This is a genomic window from Paenibacillus sp. MY03 (assembly GCF_002165585.1).
In the GTDB taxonomy this organism is placed as follows: Bacteria; Bacillota; Bacilli; order Paenibacillales; family Paenibacillaceae; genus Pristimantibacillus; species Pristimantibacillus agaridevorans.
In genome coordinates, this window is sequence record NZ_MXQD01000042.1 from 19,275 (window position 1) to 39,613 (window position 20,339).

Here is a 20,339-nt window from a genome sequence, read left to right on the forward strand (position 1 = left end):
GCGATAGGGCGCTCCTTGCTAACTGTCATTGGGGGCCATGGCGTTTGGCCAACCATACATGTACAGTGCGCCAGGCTTGCGAACCATTTTTATGAACAACTCCACGAGTCCAGGATCCAGTCGGTTGCCCGCCAATCGTCTCAATTCTTTTACGCCTCCTGCTATGGTTCTATGGGAATAATGGCCTCCAGGCATTACCCAACCATCAAAAATATCGAGAATCGCACAGATTCTTGCATATTGCGGAATATGTTCCCCTGTAAGCCCGTCTGGTGTGCCACCGCCATCCCAGCGCTCATTCTGATGACGAACCGCGGCAAGAATTCGGGAATTCATGACCGGTTCCAGTAATCGGACTCCGATAGCCGGATGCCTCTCCAGCGCGCCCGGACGTGATCCGAAATACTTCCTCTCATGATCAAGAATCGAGTTGTCGATCAACAGCTTGCCAATGTCATGCATGAGACAGCTTTGAACTAACTCTCTCGATTCCCGTTTGTCCAATTCAAGTCCTGCCGCGAACTTCTCAGCTAACAATGAGGTTCGAATGCAATGATAGTACGTGTCAGGGTGCTTGCGCCGAAGCGCCTCCATGGCATCGTACAACGGATAGCCGCCGCCGTGTCCTTTTTCCGATAATGCGATCACTCTCACCGTCGCCCACCTCTTTTCGCAAGCTGCTTCTCCGGATCGTCTATTTGGTGCGGCAACTTGAGCAAAATTCGATAACGCTGTAATTCGACAACATTTCCTGTGACGATTTAACTAGTTGAAGCGTTGTTCGAACGTAGTATAGTATGTTTATACTGTTTTTACAACCTTCATTTAAGTCCAAAGTCCCGAATGAAATATAAGAATAAAATGGAAAGTATTTAATAATAATTAAAGTGTACTAAACAAAAAGCTGTTAATATGTGAGATAATAAGTGAAAAAAATATTCGTAAGATTGAATTGATGAAATTTTCTTTAGATTCCAACGAATTTATTGAAAATAAATTTGAAACAATATTTAAAATCAATTTATTTCCTAATGATAAAAATTTAATATTTTTAATAAGAATTTGTCGATTTAAAATACATATTATGTTTTATTTGAACTATTGTTTTTCCAAAATAGCTTAGGGGAATCTGTATGTTTTTGTCGAATGAGAGAGATAGGGCAACAGGTGAAACGGGAAGCTTGGAGTCGGTCGAACACGCCATGAAGCGAGTCAAGGATCGACGAATGTATGAACGGTACCAGGCGCTGTATTTGCACCTGAAAGGATATTCGCCGGAACACATTTCCGATATCCAGAACCGTCACGTCAAAACGATAAAATCGCATATTAAAGCCTTTGAGGAAGGTGGGCTTGATGCCTTGAAGATGGATTTTTCGACTGGCGCGCCGCCTAGATTAACGGAAGGTCAGCTGGAAACGCTGGTGCAAATTATGAACAACAGATCTCCGAAGCGCGGCGGGTATTCCAGTGGTCGGAAGTGGACGTTGCAGGCTATTGCGACCTGTATTGAAAGGGAATTTGGATACCGATACTCTCTTAGAGGTGTATCGAAGCTCGTGGAACGGCATGCTATTCTTAAAGACTCCAGATCAAGCCGGAAAACGAAGTATTAGTCTACTTTTTGAACGACCTCTAAAGGGAAAAACATTAGTTCAAGTATGGGTTTGGGTAGTTGGGGAGCATTAAAATAGGGAAAAGGAGGAAATCGCGATTAACATTTATCCCAAATTGGAAAATTTTTTAGCCTACATTCATTCTTTGTCCGGCGAGAGACTGACTCGGGAGCAGTTGATTGTACCTGAGCTCCTGATGGATGAAGAGCAAAGGATAAAAATGTATTATGTGCCCTACGATTACATAAATGTTGATGCAAAGCTGATGCTCGTAGGTATTACGCCAGGTTTTACCCAAATGGAAATAGCTATTCGAACAGCGCGAGACGCATTGCACAGCAAGGTTCCGTTGCAAGACATCCACCGACGGGCAAAACTCGCCGCAAGCTTTGCCGGCACGATGAGAACGAATCTGATCGCCATGTTGGACTTAATTGGCATCCCGGCCCTTCTTGGCATAGCGGGAAGCGGAGAATTGTTTGGCGTTCGTCGCGAGCTCATCCATACGACCTCGGCCGTCCGTTATCCTGCATTCGTCGAAGGGCGCAATTATACAGGACACGTTCCTTCTATTATGCAGTCGTCTATGTTGTCCTCCTATGCCCGGTCGATCCTGCTGGAGGAGTTGGAGTTAGCTGGCAATGCTTTAGTTATTCCACTTGGGAAAGCGGTGGCGGACGTGCTTCGTTTTTTTGTTCAGGAGGGGCAGCTGCGGGCGGAACGATGCCTGTTCGACTTCCCTCATCCTTCCGGCGCGAATGGCCATCGGTGGAAGCAGCTCGAGATGCATCGGGAGAACTTGTCAGCGCAGGTTGCCGATTGGTTGAGTCGCGGGTAAAATGGACTCAAAGAGGCAGTATGCGTGGGAGACATAAAGATTACTAACCATTTCCCACTGTCTGTCTAGTCCGCAAGAAAGAGGTAGCTAACTTGACAGTTCCTCATCTCATTGTTATCAATGGTTTGCCTGGATCAGGCAAGACGACGTTATTCCGGCGTTTAGTTCAGGGATTGCAGATACCTGGCTTCGCAAGAGACGGAATTTATGAAACGCTGTTTGATGCCATGGATTGCGCTGAGAGCGGCAGTCCGCTAATGCTGGGTCATGGCGCATTCAGCATGTTGTATTATTCGGCAGGCCAGTTGTTGTCCATGGGACAACCAGTCATTATGGAAGCGTTCTTCGGGCGGCCGGAGCTCCGAAGTGCCGAATTTCGCCAACTGCAGAAACGGTATCCTTTTGAACCCATCCAACTGCTTTGCAAAGCCGATGGGAATGTGTTAGTGGATCGTTTCCTCGAGCGAATGACTTCGGAAGGACGGCATCTTGGACATCAAGATCAGGCATGGATAGAGAAAAATAGGAGCCGATTATTACAAGGGAAGCTAGAGCCGCTGTCGATCGGTGGTACGCTGATCGAGGTCGACACGACCGCTTCAAAGCAGAAAGTCTACGATGAGTTAATCGTGCAAATTCTTTCTCTTCTGAATGTAAGAAAACCTGAAGGGAATAAGTGAAAAACGAAAATCTCGATAAAAAAGGAGGGTTCATTGTACTATGAGTCATGGGCAACGAATCGACAAAGCCTCTATTATGATCTCTGCTACGCAGCGTGAGGTATACGAGGCGTTCATTCATCCAAAGGCCTACGAGTCGTGGCTGCCGCCACAGGATATGACGGGGCAATTGCTGGAGTTCGACCCCCAACCAGGGGGCGCTTTCCGCATGAAGTTAACGTATAACGACCAGGGTTACGCCCATGCAGGCAAGACGACCGAGGAAGCCGATATCGCGAAGGGATACTTTCGGGAGTTGACGCCCTATGAGCTTATTGTGCAGGCTGTCACATTCGAATCCGACGATCAGCGCTTTGCGGGCGAGATGACGATGACGTGGAAAATTTATCCTAATAACGGAGGCACTATGGTTTCCGTCGAATGCAGCGATGTTCCCGAAGGCATTGGCCAAGAGGATCATGAGATGGGTCTGAACGCCAGCCTTCGGAATTTGGAACTTTATTGCGAGATGCAAGCAGGACGAAGGGTTTAATACCGCAAAAAACGCCGAATATTCTAAAACCCTTCCGCAGGTTTGCTTGTCGGCAAAGTCCCAAGTAACCATAAAAAATCGTAATCCCTTCCGCAACGGGGCAGGGATTGCGATTTTTTGTTGCCGTCCGACCGTAGCACACTCCAGGATTTATGGTCTACACGACGTTGGGATAAGATGGTACAATAGGAAAAGTTGTGTTGAAGTAACTGTAGAGGACGTGCCGGCATTGGAGACGGAGAAAGCGGAACGCAATTACGAGGAGTTACCGCCGCTTGGAATTTCAGGATTTGGCGGATGGCTCGTACTTGTTCAAATTGGTTTATTTTTGACATTGGCGAATTTGAATTACCAGATTTTCCAAAATTCATTGCCATCCTTTGGTCCCGAAATATGGAATGTGCTCACTTCCAGGGATTCGGACATGTATCACCCCTTGTGGGCGCCGATTATCGTTTTTGAAGCCATTTATAACGTATTGTTTCTTTTATTTTCGTTATATGCGATTGTAAGCTTTTATCAGAAAAAAGCAATCGTACCGCGGCTTATGATTATATTCTACGGAATTAGCTTTTTGATCGGAGCAATAGATACGCTGCTCGTGTATCAGATTCCGGCAGCCAAGGAACTGGACAGCGGCGATTCTATAATGGATATTGTCCGCTCGTTTATCACATGTTTAATATGGATCCCGTACTTCTTGAAGTCGGAACGGGTCAAAAATACGTTTATACGATAGGGCGGGAGTATTTCCGCTTATAGTGATAGAACATTTTCATGCATTCCCCCCGCCACAATCCCACTTAATGATGCATTTCGACACGAGCCGCTTCCCTAAAAACAAATGATGTTATAATGATAGCACTATAGATAAAAGGGGAGTGCGCGCATGCGTAAGCGGCTCGGAATGCTTGTTCCCCATAAGCTCAAATATCGCCTGTTCGCCGTGTTCGTGCTCGTCATTCTGCTGCCGTTCAGCATACTCAATATCTACAATTACCAGCGGATCGAGACGTTGGTGCAGAACAAAATCAGCGAGCAGAGCCACGAGCAGCTCGACAATCTGCATCGTTCATTGGAGGATCAGCTCAGCATCGCGTTCAAGACGCTGATTTTCCTGGAGAAGGACTCCGACGTGCGGGATATTTTGCAGCATCCGGATAAACGCAATATACTTGAAAACGCAAAGTTAATGGAAAGCAAGTTCAAAAATTTAAACAACAGCTTTTTCCTATATAATCCTTCGGTGTATTTCACCTTGCTGGATGATGATGGGCACTTCTACACCTCATACTCGCCTCGCTACACGTTAACATACGAGGATTTCGCAGACAATTCGTCCATTGTCGAGATGAGGGAAACGGGCGCTTCGTACTTTTGGGTGTCCGATGACCAAAATTACGTGTCGCCGGACATATCCAAAAGCCCGACGCTGTTATCCCTGTACGCCAGCCTTAAGGATAATCGAAACCGCGTGTACGGCTGGGCCCGCATCAGCATCGACTTCTCCTTTTGGTTCCAATCGGTGCTGCAGAGATCGGAGAGCAATCAAGCTTATTTTATCGTCTCGCGGAAAGGCGAGATCATTTCCCGGTCGGCGCCGGAGTCCCTGCTCTCTGAAAAAGCCATTATGCAAGTGACGGCCCAGCCCGTCAACGGCTATTGGAAGGACGGGAAAAACAGCGCGCTTGTCAATTACAGCTATTTGCCTTCGCTGGATTGGTATTTGGTTAATCAAATTCCGCTAAGCGTCCTGTTCCGGGAGATCGAAAGCTTAAAAAAACAGTATTTTGTTTCTTTCTTCATTATAACGGCCGCATTTATCGCGGTAGCTTTCATGATCGCGTATGCGTTCACAAGACCGTTATCCCATATGCAAGCCAAAATGAAGGATGCCGTACGCAAAGATCTCCGTATTCGGCTCCCCGAAAAAAATTATAAGGGCGAGGTATTGGAGCTGACGCGCACGTTCAATGAAATGATGGTGGACATGAACGCACTTATTCACCGTCTAAAGGCGGAGGAGCGGCAGCGGGACGCCGTTCACTTCCAAATGCTGCTTGCCCAGGTTAACCCTCATTTTTTGCTTAATACGCTTAACACGATGAAGTGGATCGGACTGAGAAGCCGCAATGAAGAGATTGTGGAGATTTGCCTGTCGCTCGGCAAGCTGCTGGAAACCAGCCTCAACTCCGATGTCGATCTTATCCATCTGCGGGAGGAGATCGAGCTCACGAAAGCTTTTATCTACATCCAGCAGGTTCGGTACAGCAACAGCTTCGAGGTGGAGTTCAGCTACGAGGAGGAGGTCCAGTATGCGCTTGTGCCTAAGCTGAGTCTTCAACCGCTCGTGGACAACGCGATCAAACACGGGATTGCCAGTCTTGCGGGAGGCGGCAAAATCTATATCCGCATGGGTTTGTCAGAGAACGATGAAACGAAGCTCGCGCTGGAGGTGGAGGATAACGGCATCGGCATGGATGGGGCTCTGCTTAACGGAGAAGCCGGGCGGAAACGTCCGGGCATCGGTCTCGACAACGTGCGTGAACGGCTGCGCTTATTATTCAAGGAGGACGGGTCGCTCGAGCACGTGCCGATCCCGCAAGGCACGCTGTTCCGGCTTAACATGCCCTTCCTGTTGTCCGAGCCCTATGAGCTGCAACGGATCGAGCCGAACGACGGGGAAGAAAGGTAGGGATGGACCATGTGGAAGGTATTACTTGTAGAGGACGAGACATTCGTGCGCGAATCCGTCAAGGAGATCATTCGCTGGGAGGACATGGGCTTCACGTTGACCGGCGAAGCGAGCAATGGCGAGGAAGCACTTGAGATGATTCGGCAGGAACCGCCGGACCTTGTTCTATGCGATATCGTGATGCCCAAGATGGACGGGCTTGCGCTGCTGAAGGAAACGAGACGAGCGGGCATCCCGTCCAAATTCGTTATGTTGACCTGTATAGGCGACTTTGAATCCATGCGGCAGGCGATGGAATACGGGGCGTCCAACTATATTCTGAAGCTGTCGATGAGCGTCAAGGATCTCCGGGAGACGCTGGCGAAGATCAGCGCAGAGCTGTCTTCGTCGAGACCATCGGGAGTGCATGGGAATACGGGCGCTCCGCCGGACACGGCGAGCAGCAGTCGGCCAATGCCTGTTAATCCCCTGGACAAAATTACGCATCCCGAAGTCAAGAAGATCATTCAATTCATCGACAGACATTATGCCGAGGAGATTTCGCTGGCTTCGTTGTCCAAGTACGTCATGATGGGAGAGAACTACGTCAGCGCCTTGTTCAAGAAGAAGACAGGGGAGACGTTGATTCATTACCTGCATCGGATCCGCATCGAGAAGGCCATCGAACTGCTAAAGTCGACGGAACTCCCCGTTAATCAGATCGGGCAGAACGTAGGTTTCATGAACGACAACTATTTCATCAAAATTTTCAAGCGAATGACCGGAACGACGCCAAGCCAATATCGGCAGTCCCAATAGAACGATTCCGTTCGCGAAGACGAGGAGAACGCTTGCAAATTGCAAAGTTATGTTCCATCGGATTCGTGATTTTGTTACTTATAACGTTCCCATCCGTCTTGCTATCCTTGATGTGCACCACCCAATTCAAGACATTCAAGGAGGTCGAAAGCTTGTGACTAAAAAAACATGGTTGACCGGCATGGCATCGCTCGTTATCGTTTCGGGCGTTCTGGCAGGTTGTTCGGGTAATGGAAACACCGTCAATACAAATACGGATCCGGGGGGTTCTCCTTCAGCGAGTACGCAGGCTGCAAACGGCGAGAAGGTCAAGCTTAAGATGTGGGGCGGCGTGCCGCCGGAATCGGGACCGCAAGCGGTGGTTGATGCCTGGAACAAAGAGAATCCGAATATTCAGGTGGAATACGTGCGGTACGTGAACGACGACGAAGGCAACCTGAAGCTGGATACGGCTATGATGACGGGCCAAGACGTGGACTTGTTCGTCAACTATACGATCTCTCATACCGCGAAACGGGTGGAGTCGGGCCTTGCGCTGGATCTAAGCAGCTTCGCCGACTACAATATCGAAGAGAAGATGGGCACGGATTCCGCAAGCTGGAAGATCGGCGGCAAGTTCTATGGCGTGCCAACGACGAAAAGCCCGTTTTTCGTCGCTTTGAACAAGGATGCGCTGGATGCGGCAGGACTTGAAGTACCGAAGGACTGGACTTGGAACGAGCTGCGCGAATATGCGACAAAGCTGAAGTCCGGCGATGGATACGGCTTCATTCAGCACACGGAGCCGTATGTTGACCCCATTGACTCCGTCCTGTCGCAAGAAGGTTACACGAAGGCGGATGGCACCTCCAACCTTGATCACCCGCTTGTGAAGACCTGGCTGGAGACGCTGAACGGCATGATGACGGCAGATAAGTCCACGCCTCCGCTCGGCGAGCAGTTGACGTCCAAGATGCCTGTAGAGCAAGAATTCCTAAGCGGCAACGTACCGATGCTGAACATTGGCGCTTGGTTGCTTCGCAGCTCCAACAACTTCACGGACTTTCCGCGCGACTTCAAAATCGCATTCGCCCCGGTTCCGCGTTTGACCGAGAACGCTGTTGATTATACGACGCGCGGCGGATTGGGAGATTACATCTCCATTAATGCCAAGTCCAAAAATCAGGCCGCAGCATGGGAATTCTTGAAGTGGTATGCGGATGGCGGAATGGCGCCGATGGCTTCCGGCGGCAGGCTGCCGGCTTCCAAGGATGCCGATCAAGCTACGGCGCTCGACAACTTGCTTGGCGACAAAGCCGACACGTACGATCTGGACTCGCTTATGTATGTCATGTTCGATAACGAGGTTCCAACCTATGTCAGAAGCTTGCCGCAAGAAGTGATGGATATGCGGGCGCAGGAATACGAGAAATATTTCCTTGGCACGCAATCGGCCGATGCCACCATCGCCAAGATGATGGAGCGTCACAACGAATATTTGAAGCAAAACAAATGATAGAACGATTTGTTGAATAGCGCAAGCGAAACCGCCTTCCGAGGCGGTTTTTTTGTGTGAAATCGTGGGATCAATCCGGTAGATATGTTCATTACCGACAGGACGGACGGTTGATAAACTTGACGTATTCCATGAAGAAACGAGGATCAGACGCATGACTAATAACTGGATGAAAAAGCAACGGCTGCTCGGCTACATCTTTATCGGGCCCAGCATGCTTGGCGTACTGCTGTTTTTCCTGATTCCGGCGGTGTATTCGTTCGGTCTCATGTTCACGAACTACAAGTTCATGAATCCGAACGTCGATTTCGTGGGCTTCGATAATATCGCAAGGCTCGTGAAGGACCCCATGTTCTACTTGTCGCTCAAAAATACGGTCATCTTCCTGGCGGCCGTGCCGGTCTCCATCGCGCTCGGCTTCGTCGTTGCGGTGGCGCTCAACCAGAAGATTTACTTGAAGAAGCTTCTGCGGGGCATGTACTTCATGCCGTACATTACGAGCGGCGTCGCCGTCGCGTTCGTCTGGATGCTGTTGTTCCATCCCAAGCAAGGCCCGATCAACGGTCTTCTTCGCAGCATCGGCATCGACAACCCGCCGGGCTGGCTGTCGACGACGACCTCATCGATGTTCGCGATCGATATCATTTGGATTTGGTTCCTGCTGGGTTACAACATGATCATCTACCTGGCCGCGCTTCAGGAAGTGTCGCAGGAGCTGCTGGAAGCCGCCAAAATAGACGGAGCGAAGCGGGGTCAGATTCTATGGAAAATCATTTGGCCGCTCGTCAGCCCGACAACGTTCCTGCTGCTCATTACCGGTCTCATCATGACGATCAAGACGTTTGGCATTATCCAAGCCATTACGCAGGGCGGTCCCGGCAACAGTACGACGATCCTCTCCTTGTATGTGTATCAGAATGCCTTTCGATACTATGATATGGGGTATGCTTCGACGCTCTCCTGGGCATTGTTCGTTGTCATCTTGCTCATCACGCTCGTCCAATGGATCGGGCAGAAAAGATGGGTTCACTACTAAGCTCAATAGGGGGAGACAAATCAGATGGAAACGTCCAAAAACTACCTGTCGTCCAGCTTGGTCAAACGCTGGGGCCTGACTTTCATTTTGCTCTTCCTGGCCATCGTTATGATCGTCCCGTTCCTGTGGATGATCAGCACGTCGCTCAAGACGCCGGCTCAAGTATTCGAGTATCCTATCAAGTGGATTCCGTCCAATCCGACCTGGGAGCATCACGTGAAGGTATGGACGGGAGCCAAGAGCTTCGGTACCTACTACTGGAACTCGCTAAAAATATCCATCATCGGCATGTTCGGCGCGACGTTCCTGTCCGCCTTCGCCGCTTATGGCTTCGCCCGGATCCAATTCAAAGGACGCGATCCGCTGTTTATGGTGTATCTGTCCATGATGATGGTGCCGCCTCAAGTGCTGTTCGTGCCCAAGTTCATCATGTTCGAATGGGCGGGCATCTATAACACGCATTTGGCGCTTATTCTGCCGGGGTTGTTCACGATATTCGGGGTGTTCATGCTCCGCCAGTTCTTCCTCTCGATCCCGAATGAAATTACGGAGTCCGCGTTCATCGACGGGGCGGGACACTTCCGTATTTTCTTCCAGCTCATCCTGCCTCTGGCGAAGCCCGCGCTTGCGACGCTTGCCATTATCGATTTCTCCTGGCAGTGGAACGATTACGAGAACGCGCTTGTGTTCCTGATCGACGAACGTTTGTATACGGTGCCGCTTGGACTTCAGAACTTCATTTTGGAGAACACGGTCGACTACAACGGCATGATGGCCGCCGCGTCGGCAGGCATTTTGCCCATGATCGCGGTATTCGTTATCGGTCAACGCTACATTATTCAAGGGTTAACCAACTCTGCTGTCAAAGGATGACCTTATGTAACGGAATAACGTTCATAGGGATTGATAGAGGCTGCTTCTCTCCTTGAAATGTTCATGAGCAAGGGAACCTGTGTGGTTGCCGATTAATACACCTTCGGACGGCACTGTCCGTCATACGAATTAAAAAGGAATGGGAGAACGGATCAAACGTTCTTCCGTTCCTTTTTTCTCGTATGGAACCGCAATAGAACGTTATTTTTCACACAAGAGAGAAGGACATTACTGCTATTTATTCGGATAAGATGATAGGGGAAGCGTCAATGAACCATGTCGATGAACTGTTGAGCGGAGCGGGACAACGGCATATTGCGCATGGTCATTAGACCGACATGGGTCGGCGGGAGCTGCACGTCGAGCTTGATCTCGAAGAGGGATCCTTCCTGCAGCTCATTGGCGACAAATTCCTTGGTGACATAAGAGATGCCAAGCCCCTTGCGAGCGAACTCGATAAGCAGGTCAACGCTGCCGACCTCGATTTCGGGTTTAATGGTATAGCCATAATGCTGGAATAACTCGTTAATCGTCATCCGGGCCCGGCTGTTGCGCGAAAACAGAATGATGGGATGCTGAAGCAACTGCTCCAGCGACATCACTTGATCCTTCAGCTCCGAATAACCGGCGCCTGCTACGAAGCAATCCTGAAGCCTGATGCTCTCGCGCACCTCCAGCTGAGAGTCGCCGATCGGCATGCGCACGACGCCAAGATCGATGCGGCCTTCCTTCAGGAACGTGATAACCTCGGGAGTCGTGCCATGGTTGAGATGGAGCTTGATCCCGGGGTAGCGGCGATGGAAGTCCTCCAGATACGGCAGCAAATAATGTTTGAACAACGAATCGCTGCCGCCTACGCGGAGCTCGCCGCTGTCGAGATTTTTGAGCGCGGCCATTTTCTCTTCGGCCAAAGTGATCAGAATTTGGGATTGCTCGATGTACGAATATAGGATAGAGCCTTCCTGGGTCAGCGTTACGCCCTTGGAGGTCCGGTAGAACAAGGCCATGCCGAACCGATCCTCCAGCTGCTTTACCGCATGGCTGACGCTGGGCTGGGTCAAATATAATGCGGCTGCGGCCTTCGACAGGCTGCCGGTCTTCGCTGCCCAGTAGAATACTTTATACAACTCGTGGTTGTTGGATATAGACATGGACGATGGCTCCCGTGACTTGTATTCACCATATGAATGAAGGTTACTAGCATTATATCGGAATGGTTCATGCGATTCAATTGCAGATTAACAGAAAGCCGAGGGATTAAAATATGCGCATGACATTTCGCTGGTTCGGAGAGGGCAATGATACGGTCCCTCTTCGTTATATTAAACAAATACCAGGCACGGACGGCGTCGTCTGGTCGCTTCATGATCTGGCGGCGGGGGAAGAATGGCCGATGGACCGCATTCTGGAGATGAAGTCGCTCGCGGAGAAGGAAGGCCTGCACATCGACGTGGTCGAGAGCGTAAACGTTCATGAGGATATCAAGCGGGGACTGCCTTCGCGCGATATCTACATCGAACGGTATATCAACACGATTCGCAAGCTGGGACAGGTTGGCGTGAAGGTGATCTGCTATAACTTCATGCCGGTCTTCGACTGGCTGAGGACGGATCTGCACTGGCGAATGGAGGACGGCTCGACGGCGATGTTTTACGGGAAGTCCGTGATTGAAGGAGTTGATCCGCGGCAGCTGGCGGCCACGATCAACGCCAATCCGGCGTTTACCATGCCGGGCTGGGAGCCGGAGCGATTGCTCCATATGGAGGGATTGATTCGGTCTTATCAAGGCGTTTCGGAAGAACGGCTATGGGGAAATTTGGCTTACTTCCTGGAGGCGGTTGTTCCTGTTGCGGCGGAGAATGGCATCCGGATGGCCATTCATCCCGATGATCCGCCATGGCCCGTCTTCGGGCTGCCGAGGCTGATGACCTCGCAGGCCAATTTACGCAAACTGCTGAAGCTGTGCGATCATCCCTCCAACGGCATTACGCTGTGCAGTGGATCGCTTGGCGCCAATCCGGACAACGATATCATCTCCATGATTCATGAATTCGGAGATCGAATTCCGTTCGCGCATATTCGCAACGTTCGCCGTTTCGGCAATGGCGACTTCGTCGAGAGCTCGCATCGGACCTCGGACGGATCCGTCGATATCGCGGGCATCGTCAAGGCGTATCATGATATCGGATACACGGGATACGTCCGTCCCGATCATGGGCGTCAAATCTGGGACGAATCATGCAGGCCGGGCTACGGCTTGTATGACAGAGCATTGGGCATTATGCATCTATTAGGGTTATGGGACGGCTACCAATATGCGAAGAGCACGGGGGGAGACAGAGGACATGACGATTAAATTGCAGCCCATTCACGAATCGTTACACGGCAAAGTTGCAGTTGTTACGGGAGGCGCGGGCGTTTTATGCCGAGCGATGGCGATCGAGCTTGCCAGGCAAGGAGCTAAAGTTGCCATCCTTGGCCGGACGGCGGAGAAAAACGAAGCTGTCGTAAACGCGATTGCCGTTAACGGCGGAATCGCAATCGGCGTCGTTTGCGACGTGACGGATATCGACAGCGTGCGGGAAGCAGGACGGGTCGTCCTGGAAAAGCTGGGTCCCTGCGACATTCTCGTTAATGGCGCGGGAGGCAATCATCCCAGCGCGAATACGACAAACGAGACTTATGCGCCGGAGGATCGTACGGCCGAAGGCGTAACGAGCTTCTTCGATCTTAGCATTCCGGCCTTCCGGAACGTGCTCGATCTCAATTTCGTGGGCACGCTGATCCCGTCCCAGGTGTTCGCGGAGCAGATGCTGGACCGTCCAAGTCCGGTTATTATCAATATTTCGTCCATGAGCGCGCCGTCTCCGATGACGAAGGTGCCGGCCTACAGCGCGGCCAAAGCGGCCGTCGACAACTTTACGCAATGGCTGGCCGTCCATATGGCGGAATCGGGCATTCGCGTCAACGCGATCGCGCCCGGTTTTTTCCTGACAGAGCAAAATCGCAAGCTGCTCGTGCAGGAGGACGGCTCCTTGACGCCTCGCTCCGGCAAGATCGTTGCCCATACCCCGATGCGCCGCTTCGGCAAGCCGGAGGATCTGCTTGGCGTGCTGCTATGGCTCGTCGACGATACGACATCGGGCTTCGTTACCGGAACGACCATACCGGTAGACGGGGGATTTATGGCGTATTCCGGCGTTTAGCCGATTTTGTTCGAATAACCTCTGGACGCGTTCATTCGCGGCAGGGGTTATTTGGCGAGAACGGAAACCGGATATGAAGCTTTCATTTAGCTATAGATCATATGTATGGCTACTGTGAAATATATCAATTACTTGTATGGCGAAGAAACGTATTATAGTGGAATTACGAAATCGATTGGCAAGATTTATTTAAAGCGAGGGAAACAACCTCTCAAGGAAAGGAAGTACGAACAAAATATGACGATAACAAAAACGATCGAACAACTGGCTATCGACACGATCCGTACGCTGTCCATCGACGCGATCAACGCGGCGAATTCTGGACACCCGGGCCTGCCGATGGGAGCGGCGCCGATGGCGTACGCGCTGTGGGCTCAGAAGCTTAAGCATAATCCGGGCCACTCGAAGTGGTTCAACCGCGACCGCTTCGTGCTGTCCGCCGGTCACGGGTCGGCGCTGTTGTACAGCCTGCTCCATCTGAGTGGATATGCAGTATCGCTCGACGACGTTAAAGGTTTCCGCAAGCTTAACAGCTTGACGCCGGGACATCCCGAATTCGGCCATACGGACGGCGTTGACGCTACGACGGGGCCTCTGGGTCAAGGCGTCGCGATGGCGGTTGGCATGGCGATGGCGGAAGCGCATCTGGCAGCCAAGTTCAACAAGGAAGGTTTCGCGGTCGTTGACCACTATACGTATGCGCTCGTCGGCGACGGCTGCCTGATGGAGGGGATCTCCTACGAGGCGATGTCGATGGCGGGGCACATGAAGCTGGACAAACTAATCGTGTTGTATGATTCGAATGACATCTCGCTAGACGGCGAGCTGGCGCTTTCCTTCGGGGAAGGCATTCAGAAGCGCGCGGAATCCGCTCACTGGCATTACATCCGGGTCGAAGACGGCAATGATATCGAAGCCATCGCCGGCGCGATCGAATCGGCCAAGAGCGCGGGCAAACCATCGTTGATCGAGGTTCGCACGGTAATCGGATACGGCAGCAAAGTCGCCGGCACGAACAAGGCGCACGGCAACCCGCTCGGCAAGGAAGAAGCGAAAGCAACCAAGAAGGTATATGGCTGGGAGCATGAGGAAGACTTCTATGTACCGGAAGAAGTGAAGGCGCATTTCGCTGCTTTGAAGGAGCAAGGCGCAGCGGCGGAAGCGGCATGGAACGAGCTTGTCTCTTCTTACGGCAGTCAATATCCGGAGCTGGGTCAAGAGCTGGCTCAAGCCATCGAAGGCAAAGCGCTGATCGATGCTTCCGACATTCTGACGTTCGATACATCCAAGTCGATCTCGACTCGCGTGGCAAGCGGCGAAGCGATCAACCACTACGTGAAGCTGGTTCCTTCCATCTTCGGAGGAAGCGCCGACTTGTCCCACTCGACGATGACGGACATTAAAGGCGAAGGCAAATTCGCGGTTGATTCTTACGCGGGACGCAATGTCTACTTCGGCGTTCGCGAGCACGCGATGGGCGCTGCCGGCAACGGCATGGCGCTGCATGGCGGCGTGAAACCGTTCGTCAGTACGTTTTTCGTTTTCAGCGATTATCTGCGTCCTTCCATTCGTCTGGCGGCGCTGCAGAAGCTGCCTGTGACGTACGTATTCACGCATGATTCCATCGCCGTAGGCGAAGACGGCCCGACTCACGAGCCTGTCGAGCATCTGGCGGCTCTGCGCACCATTCCTGGTCTGACGGTCATTCGTCCATCCGATGCGAACGAAACGGCCAGCGCTTGGGCATACTCACTAGTGCAGAATGACGGTCCTGTCGCGCTTATTCTGAGCCGTCAAAACCTGCCTATCTTCGAAGAGACGAAAGGCAACATCGAAAACGTGGCGAAAGGCGGCTATGTGCTGTCTCAAACCAACGATCAGCCGGACATCATTTTGATCGCCACGGGCTCCGAAGTATCCCTTGCCGCAAGCGCGAAGGCGGCTCTCGAGCAGGAAAACGTATCCGTCCGCGTCGTAGCGATGCCGAGCCGCGAGTTGTTCGACCGCGCGCCGCAGGACTACAAAGAAAGCGTGCTTCCGAGCTCGGTGACCAAGCGCGTTGCGATCGAAGCCGGCATTTCGCTTGGCTGGGACCGATTTACGGGACCTGCAGGCAAGGTCGTCTCCATCGATACGTTCGGCGCTTCGGGCCCTGGCGGCGAGGTGCTTGCCTACTTCGGGTTCTCGACAGATAACGTCGTGCGCGTGGCCAAAGAGCTTTTATAGAAGTTGTTAAACACGAAGTTATAGTATACGCTACTATTGACATAACTAACCAAAAAAAACTTTAGGGGAGGCAACAACAATGAAATTTTTTATCGATACGGCTAATGTGGAGCAAATCAAAAAAGCGTACAAAGTCGGCGTCTTGTCCGGCGTAACGACAAATCCTTCGCTCGTGGCGAAAGAAGGCGTGAAGTTCGAGGATCGCATCGCGGAAATTTTGCGCGAGGTGCCGGGCGTAGAATCCGTATCCGCGGAAGTAACCCCGGACGCCGAGACGGCGGAAGAGATGATTGCGCAAGCGAACGAGCTGATCAAGATCAACGACAACGATCCTAACATTACGATCAAACTCCCAATGACGCTTGCCGGCCTCGAAGCATGCCGCTACCTGGCGGACAAAGGCGTTAAAACAAACGTTACGCTGATCTTTACCGTTAACCAGGCTTTGCTGGCAGCTCGCGCAGGCGCAACTTACGTGTCGCCGTTCCTGGGACGCCTCGACGATATTTCCGAAGATGGCGTGCAATTGATCGTAAAAGTTGCCGAGCTGTTCCGCATTCACAATCTGGATGCTCAAATCATCGCGGCATCCGTTCGCCATCCGGATCATGTGACGCGCGTTGCGATGGCAGGCGCTCATATCGCGACGATTCCGTTCTCCGTTATCGAACAAATCTCCAAGCATCCGCTTACGGACCAAGGACTCGCGAAGTTTGCGGCTGACTGGAAGAACACTGTACTCGCATGAGAAACAAAGCTATGGTATAGAGAAAACGACGATTGGTTTAGGAGGGAATAGGCAATATGGCTATACGTTTTGATTATTCCAGCGCGCTATCGTTTATTGGACAGCATGAGGTCGATTATTTCGAGCCGTTCGTGGGCGCCGCCCATGACATGCTGCACAAGGGTCAAGGCCCGGGCTCCGATTATCTTGGCTGGGTGGATCTCCCGAACAGCTACGACCTTCAAGAATTCGCCCGGATCAAGGCATCCGCGGAGCGCATCCGCGGAAATTCCCAAGCGCTTGTCGTCATCGGCATCGGCGGCTCTTACTTGGGTGCCAGATCCGCAATAGAGTCGCTGTCCCATACGTTTCACAATCAGATGGAGGGAAATACGCAGGTTTATTTTGCCGGCCAAAATGTCAGCTCCACTTACATGTCCCACTTGCTGGAACTGCTAGAGGGCAAGGATGTCTCCGTCAACGTTATCTCCAAGTCGGGCACGACAACGGAGCCGGCAATCGCGTTCCGGATTTTGCGCGATTACCTGGAGAAGAAATACGGCAAGGAAGAGGCGCGGAGCCGCATATTCGCGACGACCGACGCTTCCAAGGGAGCGCTTAAGAAGCTGGCCGACGAAGAAGGCTACGAGACGTTCGTCATTCCGGACGATGTCGGCGGACGTTATTCCGTACTGACTGCCGTAGGACTGCTGCCGATCGCCGTCGCCGGCCTCGACATCGACAAGATGATGGAAGGCGCCGCTGCGGCCGCGAAGAAATACTGCAATCCGAACCTGGCGGAGAACGAAGCTTACCAGTATGCCGCCGTGCGCAATGCTTTGTACCGCAAAGGCAAAAACATTGAGCTGCTGGCAAACTTCGAGCCGTCGCTGCATTATGTGGCGGAGTGGTGGAAGCAGCTGTTCGGCGAGAGCGAAGGCAAGGACGGCAAGGGCTTGTATCCGGCTTCCGTCGACTTCACGACCGATCTGCACTCCATGGGTCAATACGTGCAGGAGGGCCGCCGCGATCTGATCGAGACGGTATTGTCGGTAAAGAAGCCGCGCGTGGAATGGACGATAGAAGCGGATTCCGGCAATCTCGACGGACTCAACTTCCTCGCCGGCATGACCATGGACGAGGTCAACCGGAGGGCAGCCGACGGAACCCGGCTTGCGCACGTGGACGGCGGTGTGCCGAACCTCGTCGTGGAGCTGGACGAGCTGAACGAATACACATACGGCGAGATGGTCTACTTCTTCGAGAAGGCTTGCGGCATCAGCGGCCACTTGCTGGGCGTTAATCCATTCGACCAGCCGGGCGTCGAAGCTTACAAGACAAACATGTTCGCGCTTCTTGGCAAACCAGGCTTCGAGGCGCAAAAGGCCGAGCTGGAAGCTCGACTGGCCACAGAAAAAGATCGCGTTCACGCGTAAATGCTGCTTCATGCGTTAAAAAAAGCCCAACGAACCACAAAATGGCTCGTTGGGGCTTTTTTCGTTGAATGAAAAGCAAAAAAATAACGATATCGATACGAGGCCGCCGTGGTCCCAGCTACAAAATAGGCAAAGTGTTCAACGGAGATATAAATAAGTGGAAAAAGTCCATTTAATTTTATGACATTCGTTCTTTCTTTAACTTTAGTGGGAAATGTGCACGCTAATTATCGATGAATTTACGAAAATTTCCGAAATTGCATGAATTAGTGGGTGGATATCCCTTTATTTATCTGAAACGGACCACGTTCATTGGATTAGAGGGAGGTTTTCCTCTTAGACAATTCGAAATATGATTCTGCTTGATGATTAACGTACATGCAAAGCACGACCGCTGCTCTTGGTGTACAGGAACGAGCAGAGTATAGCGAGAAGAACGATCATGGACAGCCCCCAATAGATGTTGCTGTAAGCATGAGTAAGCGAGAGCTGCTCTTGCCAGGATAATGCCGCAGCCGACATGGCTACCCCGAAGGCGCCGCTGAAAAACTGCAGCAACTGGTACAAGCCGAGACCGGACCCGATCTGTGCAGGTTCCAGAATACGCGACAGCTCGTTGGAAACGCTGCTCTGCAAGATCGTAAAGCTTATGCTTAGCAAGATGTAGATGAACAGCAGCGCCCAGAAGGAGATGCCTTCAAACAATGCGAACAGCACGACGGAAGCCAGCAGGAACAACGGAACGTATCGAATGATAGAGCTGTTGCCCTTCGTGTCAATGTATTGACCGACGCGTCTGGAGACGAGCATTGCCAAAATCGAGCCGGGGAAAATAATCAGACCGGCTTCGATGGCGCTGAGCTCGTATTGTTTCACTAATATTTGTGGCATAAGGAATAAGGTGGAAAAGCTGCATAAGTATCCGGCAATGCCAACCGCGCCTAAGATGAGGTAGGGGCGGTTGCGGAAGAGCGAAGGAAGCACGAACGGCTCCCTCGCCGTCCGGATGCGTAGGGTGAACAATACCAGCGACAACACGCCGGCAGCCAACGCGAACCACGAGCCGCCCGTCAGGAACAGCAGCAATCCGGTTGTTCCGACGCCGATCAGCAGCGCTCCCAGCCCGTCGAATGAGCCTTCCTTCATGTTTTCTTTGGGCAAGTAGAGCGAGAATAATGGAAGGAGCAGAACGGTTAACGCCGTCAGCGCGAAGAGGAAATGCCAGCCCATAAATTCCACTACCGCGCCGCCAACAACGGGACCAAGTCCAAGTCCAAGCGACACGGAGGACATAATAAGCGCCATCGCTTTGCCGCGGCGCTCGACAGGAATGTATCTCGAGATGAATACGAGCGATAAGGAAGGGATCGCTCCAGCTCCGGAAGCTTGCACGATGCGAACGGCAAGCAGCATCAGGAAGCTGTTGCTGAACATTCCCGCGATAGCGGCGAAGCTGAGCGAGATTATGCCGATCACAAATAGTCTGCGGATCGGAACGAAATCGGCCAGCCTGCTGTAAGTTATGGACGATATCGCGAATACGATGGAATACCCCGTGACGATCCAGGATGTCGAGGAGGGGGATAACGCGTACGCTTCGGCAACGTCGGGCAAGGCCAGGTTAAACATCATTGTATTCATGATGACAAGAACGATCGTTATGCCAAGCAAGCCGATGACGAGTCCTTCTTTTACGGCGGGAGTTTCCGCAAGGGGTTTATTCGTAGTCATGGATGAAGCTTTGTTCAAGGGGATCCCCACCTTTAAGTTCGTTATTTCGATTGTTATCGAACAATAGGATAATAGCATATCATATGATATACTGCAATCATCAATCCTAGTCGAGATGAAGGAGGATACCCAAGTGAAGGTGTTATTCCACCCTGATCGTGAAGATATAGATTTGTCATCCGTTTTATATGCGTTAAGCGATCCTCTGAGACTTGCGGTCGTCTCTCAGCTTTATTGTTCAGATGAAAGAAGCTGCGGCGAATTCGATGTACCCATCGCCAAATCGACTTTGTCGCATCATGTACGCACGTTGAGGGAAGCGGGAGTTGTCAGAGTCAGAAGCGCCGGTACTCAGAGACTTATATCGCTCAGGGCGGAGGATCTGGAAGCCCGGTTTCCCGGGCTGCTCACGTCCGTGCTTAATGCTTACGAGGTTTGAGGAACTCTACG

The 20,339-nt window shown here is 51.7% G+C and carries 19 protein-coding genes; 16 read left to right on the top strand and 3 right to left on the bottom strand.

The genetic code is table 11. From position 1 onward, the window contains the following. Positions 1–18: 18 nt before the first annotated feature. A complete protein-coding gene (locus tag B1748_RS26705; protein ID WP_087571001.1) occupies positions 19–654 on the bottom strand; it encodes an HD-GYP domain-containing protein in 636 nt (211 codons plus the stop codon). 479 nt (positions 655–1,133) lie between these two features. Here B1748_RS26705 and B1748_RS26710 point away from each other — a divergent pair, with 479 nt between their 5' ends. The 10 genes from B1748_RS26710 to B1748_RS26755 all read left to right on the top strand — a co-directional run bounded on the left by B1748_RS26710 (position 1,134) and on the right by B1748_RS26755 (position 10,563). Continuing rightward, positions 1,134–1,616 carry a helix-turn-helix domain-containing protein gene (locus B1748_RS26710; RefSeq protein ID WP_087571002.1) on the top strand — a complete coding sequence of 161 codons (483 nt, stop codon included), beginning with the start codon at positions 1,134–1,136 and terminating at the stop codon, positions 1,614–1,616. 220 nt (positions 1,617–1,836) lie between these two features. Continuing rightward, positions 1,837–2,454, top strand: a complete 618-nt coding sequence (locus B1748_RS26715) for a uracil-DNA glycosylase family protein (protein WP_179215842.1) — start codon at positions 1,837–1,839, stop codon at positions 2,452–2,454. Between the two features lie 92 nt (positions 2,455–2,546). Continuing rightward, positions 2,547–3,134, top strand: a complete 588-nt coding sequence (locus B1748_RS26720; RefSeq protein WP_087571004.1) for a P-loop nucleotide/nucleoside kinase family protein — start codon at positions 2,547–2,549, stop codon at positions 3,132–3,134. Positions 3,135–3,174: 40 nt separating this feature from the next. After that, positions 3,175–3,666, top strand: coding sequence for an SRPBCC domain-containing protein (locus tag B1748_RS26725; protein WP_087571005.1), 492 nt, complete (start codon positions 3,175–3,177; stop codon positions 3,664–3,666). 229 nt (positions 3,667–3,895) lie between these two features. Beyond that, the gene (locus tag B1748_RS26730; protein ID WP_179215843.1) at positions 3,896–4,405 is read left to right on the top strand and encodes a DUF2569 domain-containing protein; all 510 of its coding nucleotides are present in this window, start codon (positions 3,896–3,898) and stop codon (positions 4,403–4,405) included. A 150-nt stretch (positions 4,406–4,555) separates the two neighbouring features. Continuing rightward, the gene (locus B1748_RS26735; RefSeq protein ID WP_087571007.1) at positions 4,556–6,361 is read left to right on the top strand and encodes a sensor histidine kinase; all 1,806 of its coding nucleotides are present in this window, start codon (positions 4,556–4,558) and stop codon (positions 6,359–6,361) included. Positions 6,362–6,370: 9 nt separating this feature from the next. Then, positions 6,371–7,159, top strand: a complete 789-nt coding sequence (locus B1748_RS26740) for a response regulator (protein ID WP_087571008.1) — start codon at positions 6,371–6,373, stop codon at positions 7,157–7,159. A 154-nt stretch (positions 7,160–7,313) separates the two neighbouring features. Then, positions 7,314–8,654, top strand: a complete 1,341-nt coding sequence (locus B1748_RS26745) for an ABC transporter substrate-binding protein (RefSeq protein WP_256975949.1) — start codon at positions 7,314–7,316, stop codon at positions 8,652–8,654. Positions 8,655–8,808: 154 nt separating this feature from the next. Then, complete coding sequence (locus tag B1748_RS26750) at positions 8,809–9,690, top strand: carbohydrate ABC transporter permease (protein ID WP_087571009.1); 882 nt, start codon at positions 8,809–8,811, stop codon at positions 9,688–9,690. A gap of 24 nt (positions 9,691–9,714) precedes the next feature. Continuing rightward, a complete protein-coding gene (locus tag B1748_RS26755; protein WP_179215844.1) occupies positions 9,715–10,563 on the top strand; it encodes a carbohydrate ABC transporter permease in 849 nt (282 codons plus the stop codon). Between the two features lie 266 nt (positions 10,564–10,829). Here B1748_RS26755 and B1748_RS26760 read toward each other — a convergent pair whose 3' ends face one another. Beyond that, positions 10,830–11,708: a LysR family transcriptional regulator gene (locus tag B1748_RS26760; protein ID WP_087571073.1), complete on the bottom strand. Its 879-nt coding sequence runs from the start codon at positions 11,706–11,708 to the stop codon at positions 10,830–10,832. 119 nt (positions 11,709–11,827) lie between these two features. Between B1748_RS26760 and uxuA the strand changes: the two genes are divergently transcribed. The 5 genes from uxuA to B1748_RS26785 all read left to right on the top strand — a co-directional run bounded on the left by uxuA (position 11,828) and on the right by B1748_RS26785 (position 18,158). Beyond that, positions 11,828–12,919 carry a mannonate dehydratase gene (gene uxuA / locus B1748_RS26765; protein WP_087571010.1) on the top strand — a complete coding sequence of 364 codons (1,092 nt, stop codon included), beginning with the start codon at positions 11,828–11,830 and terminating at the stop codon, positions 12,917–12,919. Then, positions 12,909–13,769 (top strand): SDR family oxidoreductase, encoded by an 861-nt coding sequence (locus B1748_RS26770; protein WP_373271308.1) that lies wholly within the window; start codon positions 12,909–12,911, stop codon positions 13,767–13,769. Before uxuA ends, B1748_RS26770 begins: the two co-directional genes overlap by 11 nt. A 243-nt stretch (positions 13,770–14,012) precedes the next feature. Then, positions 14,013–15,995: a transketolase gene (tkt, locus tag B1748_RS26775; RefSeq protein WP_087571075.1), complete on the top strand. Its 1,983-nt coding sequence runs from the start codon at positions 14,013–14,015 to the stop codon at positions 15,993–15,995. A 79-nt stretch (positions 15,996–16,074) separates the two neighbouring features. Further along, positions 16,075–16,743: a fructose-6-phosphate aldolase gene (gene fsa, locus B1748_RS26780; RefSeq protein ID WP_087571011.1), complete on the top strand. Its 669-nt coding sequence runs from the start codon at positions 16,075–16,077 to the stop codon at positions 16,741–16,743. 56 nt (positions 16,744–16,799) lie between these two features. After that, positions 16,800–18,158 carry a glucose-6-phosphate isomerase gene (locus B1748_RS26785; protein ID WP_087571012.1) on the top strand — a complete coding sequence of 453 codons (1,359 nt, stop codon included), beginning with the start codon at positions 16,800–16,802 and terminating at the stop codon, positions 18,156–18,158. Positions 18,159–18,527: 369 nt separating this feature from the next. Here the strand turns inward: B1748_RS26785 and B1748_RS26790 are convergent, their stop codons facing one another. Then, positions 18,528–19,907: an MFS transporter gene (locus tag B1748_RS26790; RefSeq protein ID WP_256975950.1), complete on the bottom strand. Its 1,380-nt coding sequence runs from the start codon at positions 19,905–19,907 to the stop codon at positions 18,528–18,530. A 115-nt stretch (positions 19,908–20,022) separates the two neighbouring features. Between B1748_RS26790 and B1748_RS26795 the strand changes: the two genes are divergently transcribed. Continuing rightward, positions 20,023–20,328 carry an ArsR/SmtB family transcription factor gene (locus tag B1748_RS26795; RefSeq protein WP_087571013.1) on the top strand — a complete coding sequence of 102 codons (306 nt, stop codon included), beginning with the start codon at positions 20,023–20,025 and terminating at the stop codon, positions 20,326–20,328. Positions 20,329–20,339 lie beyond the last annotated feature (11 nt).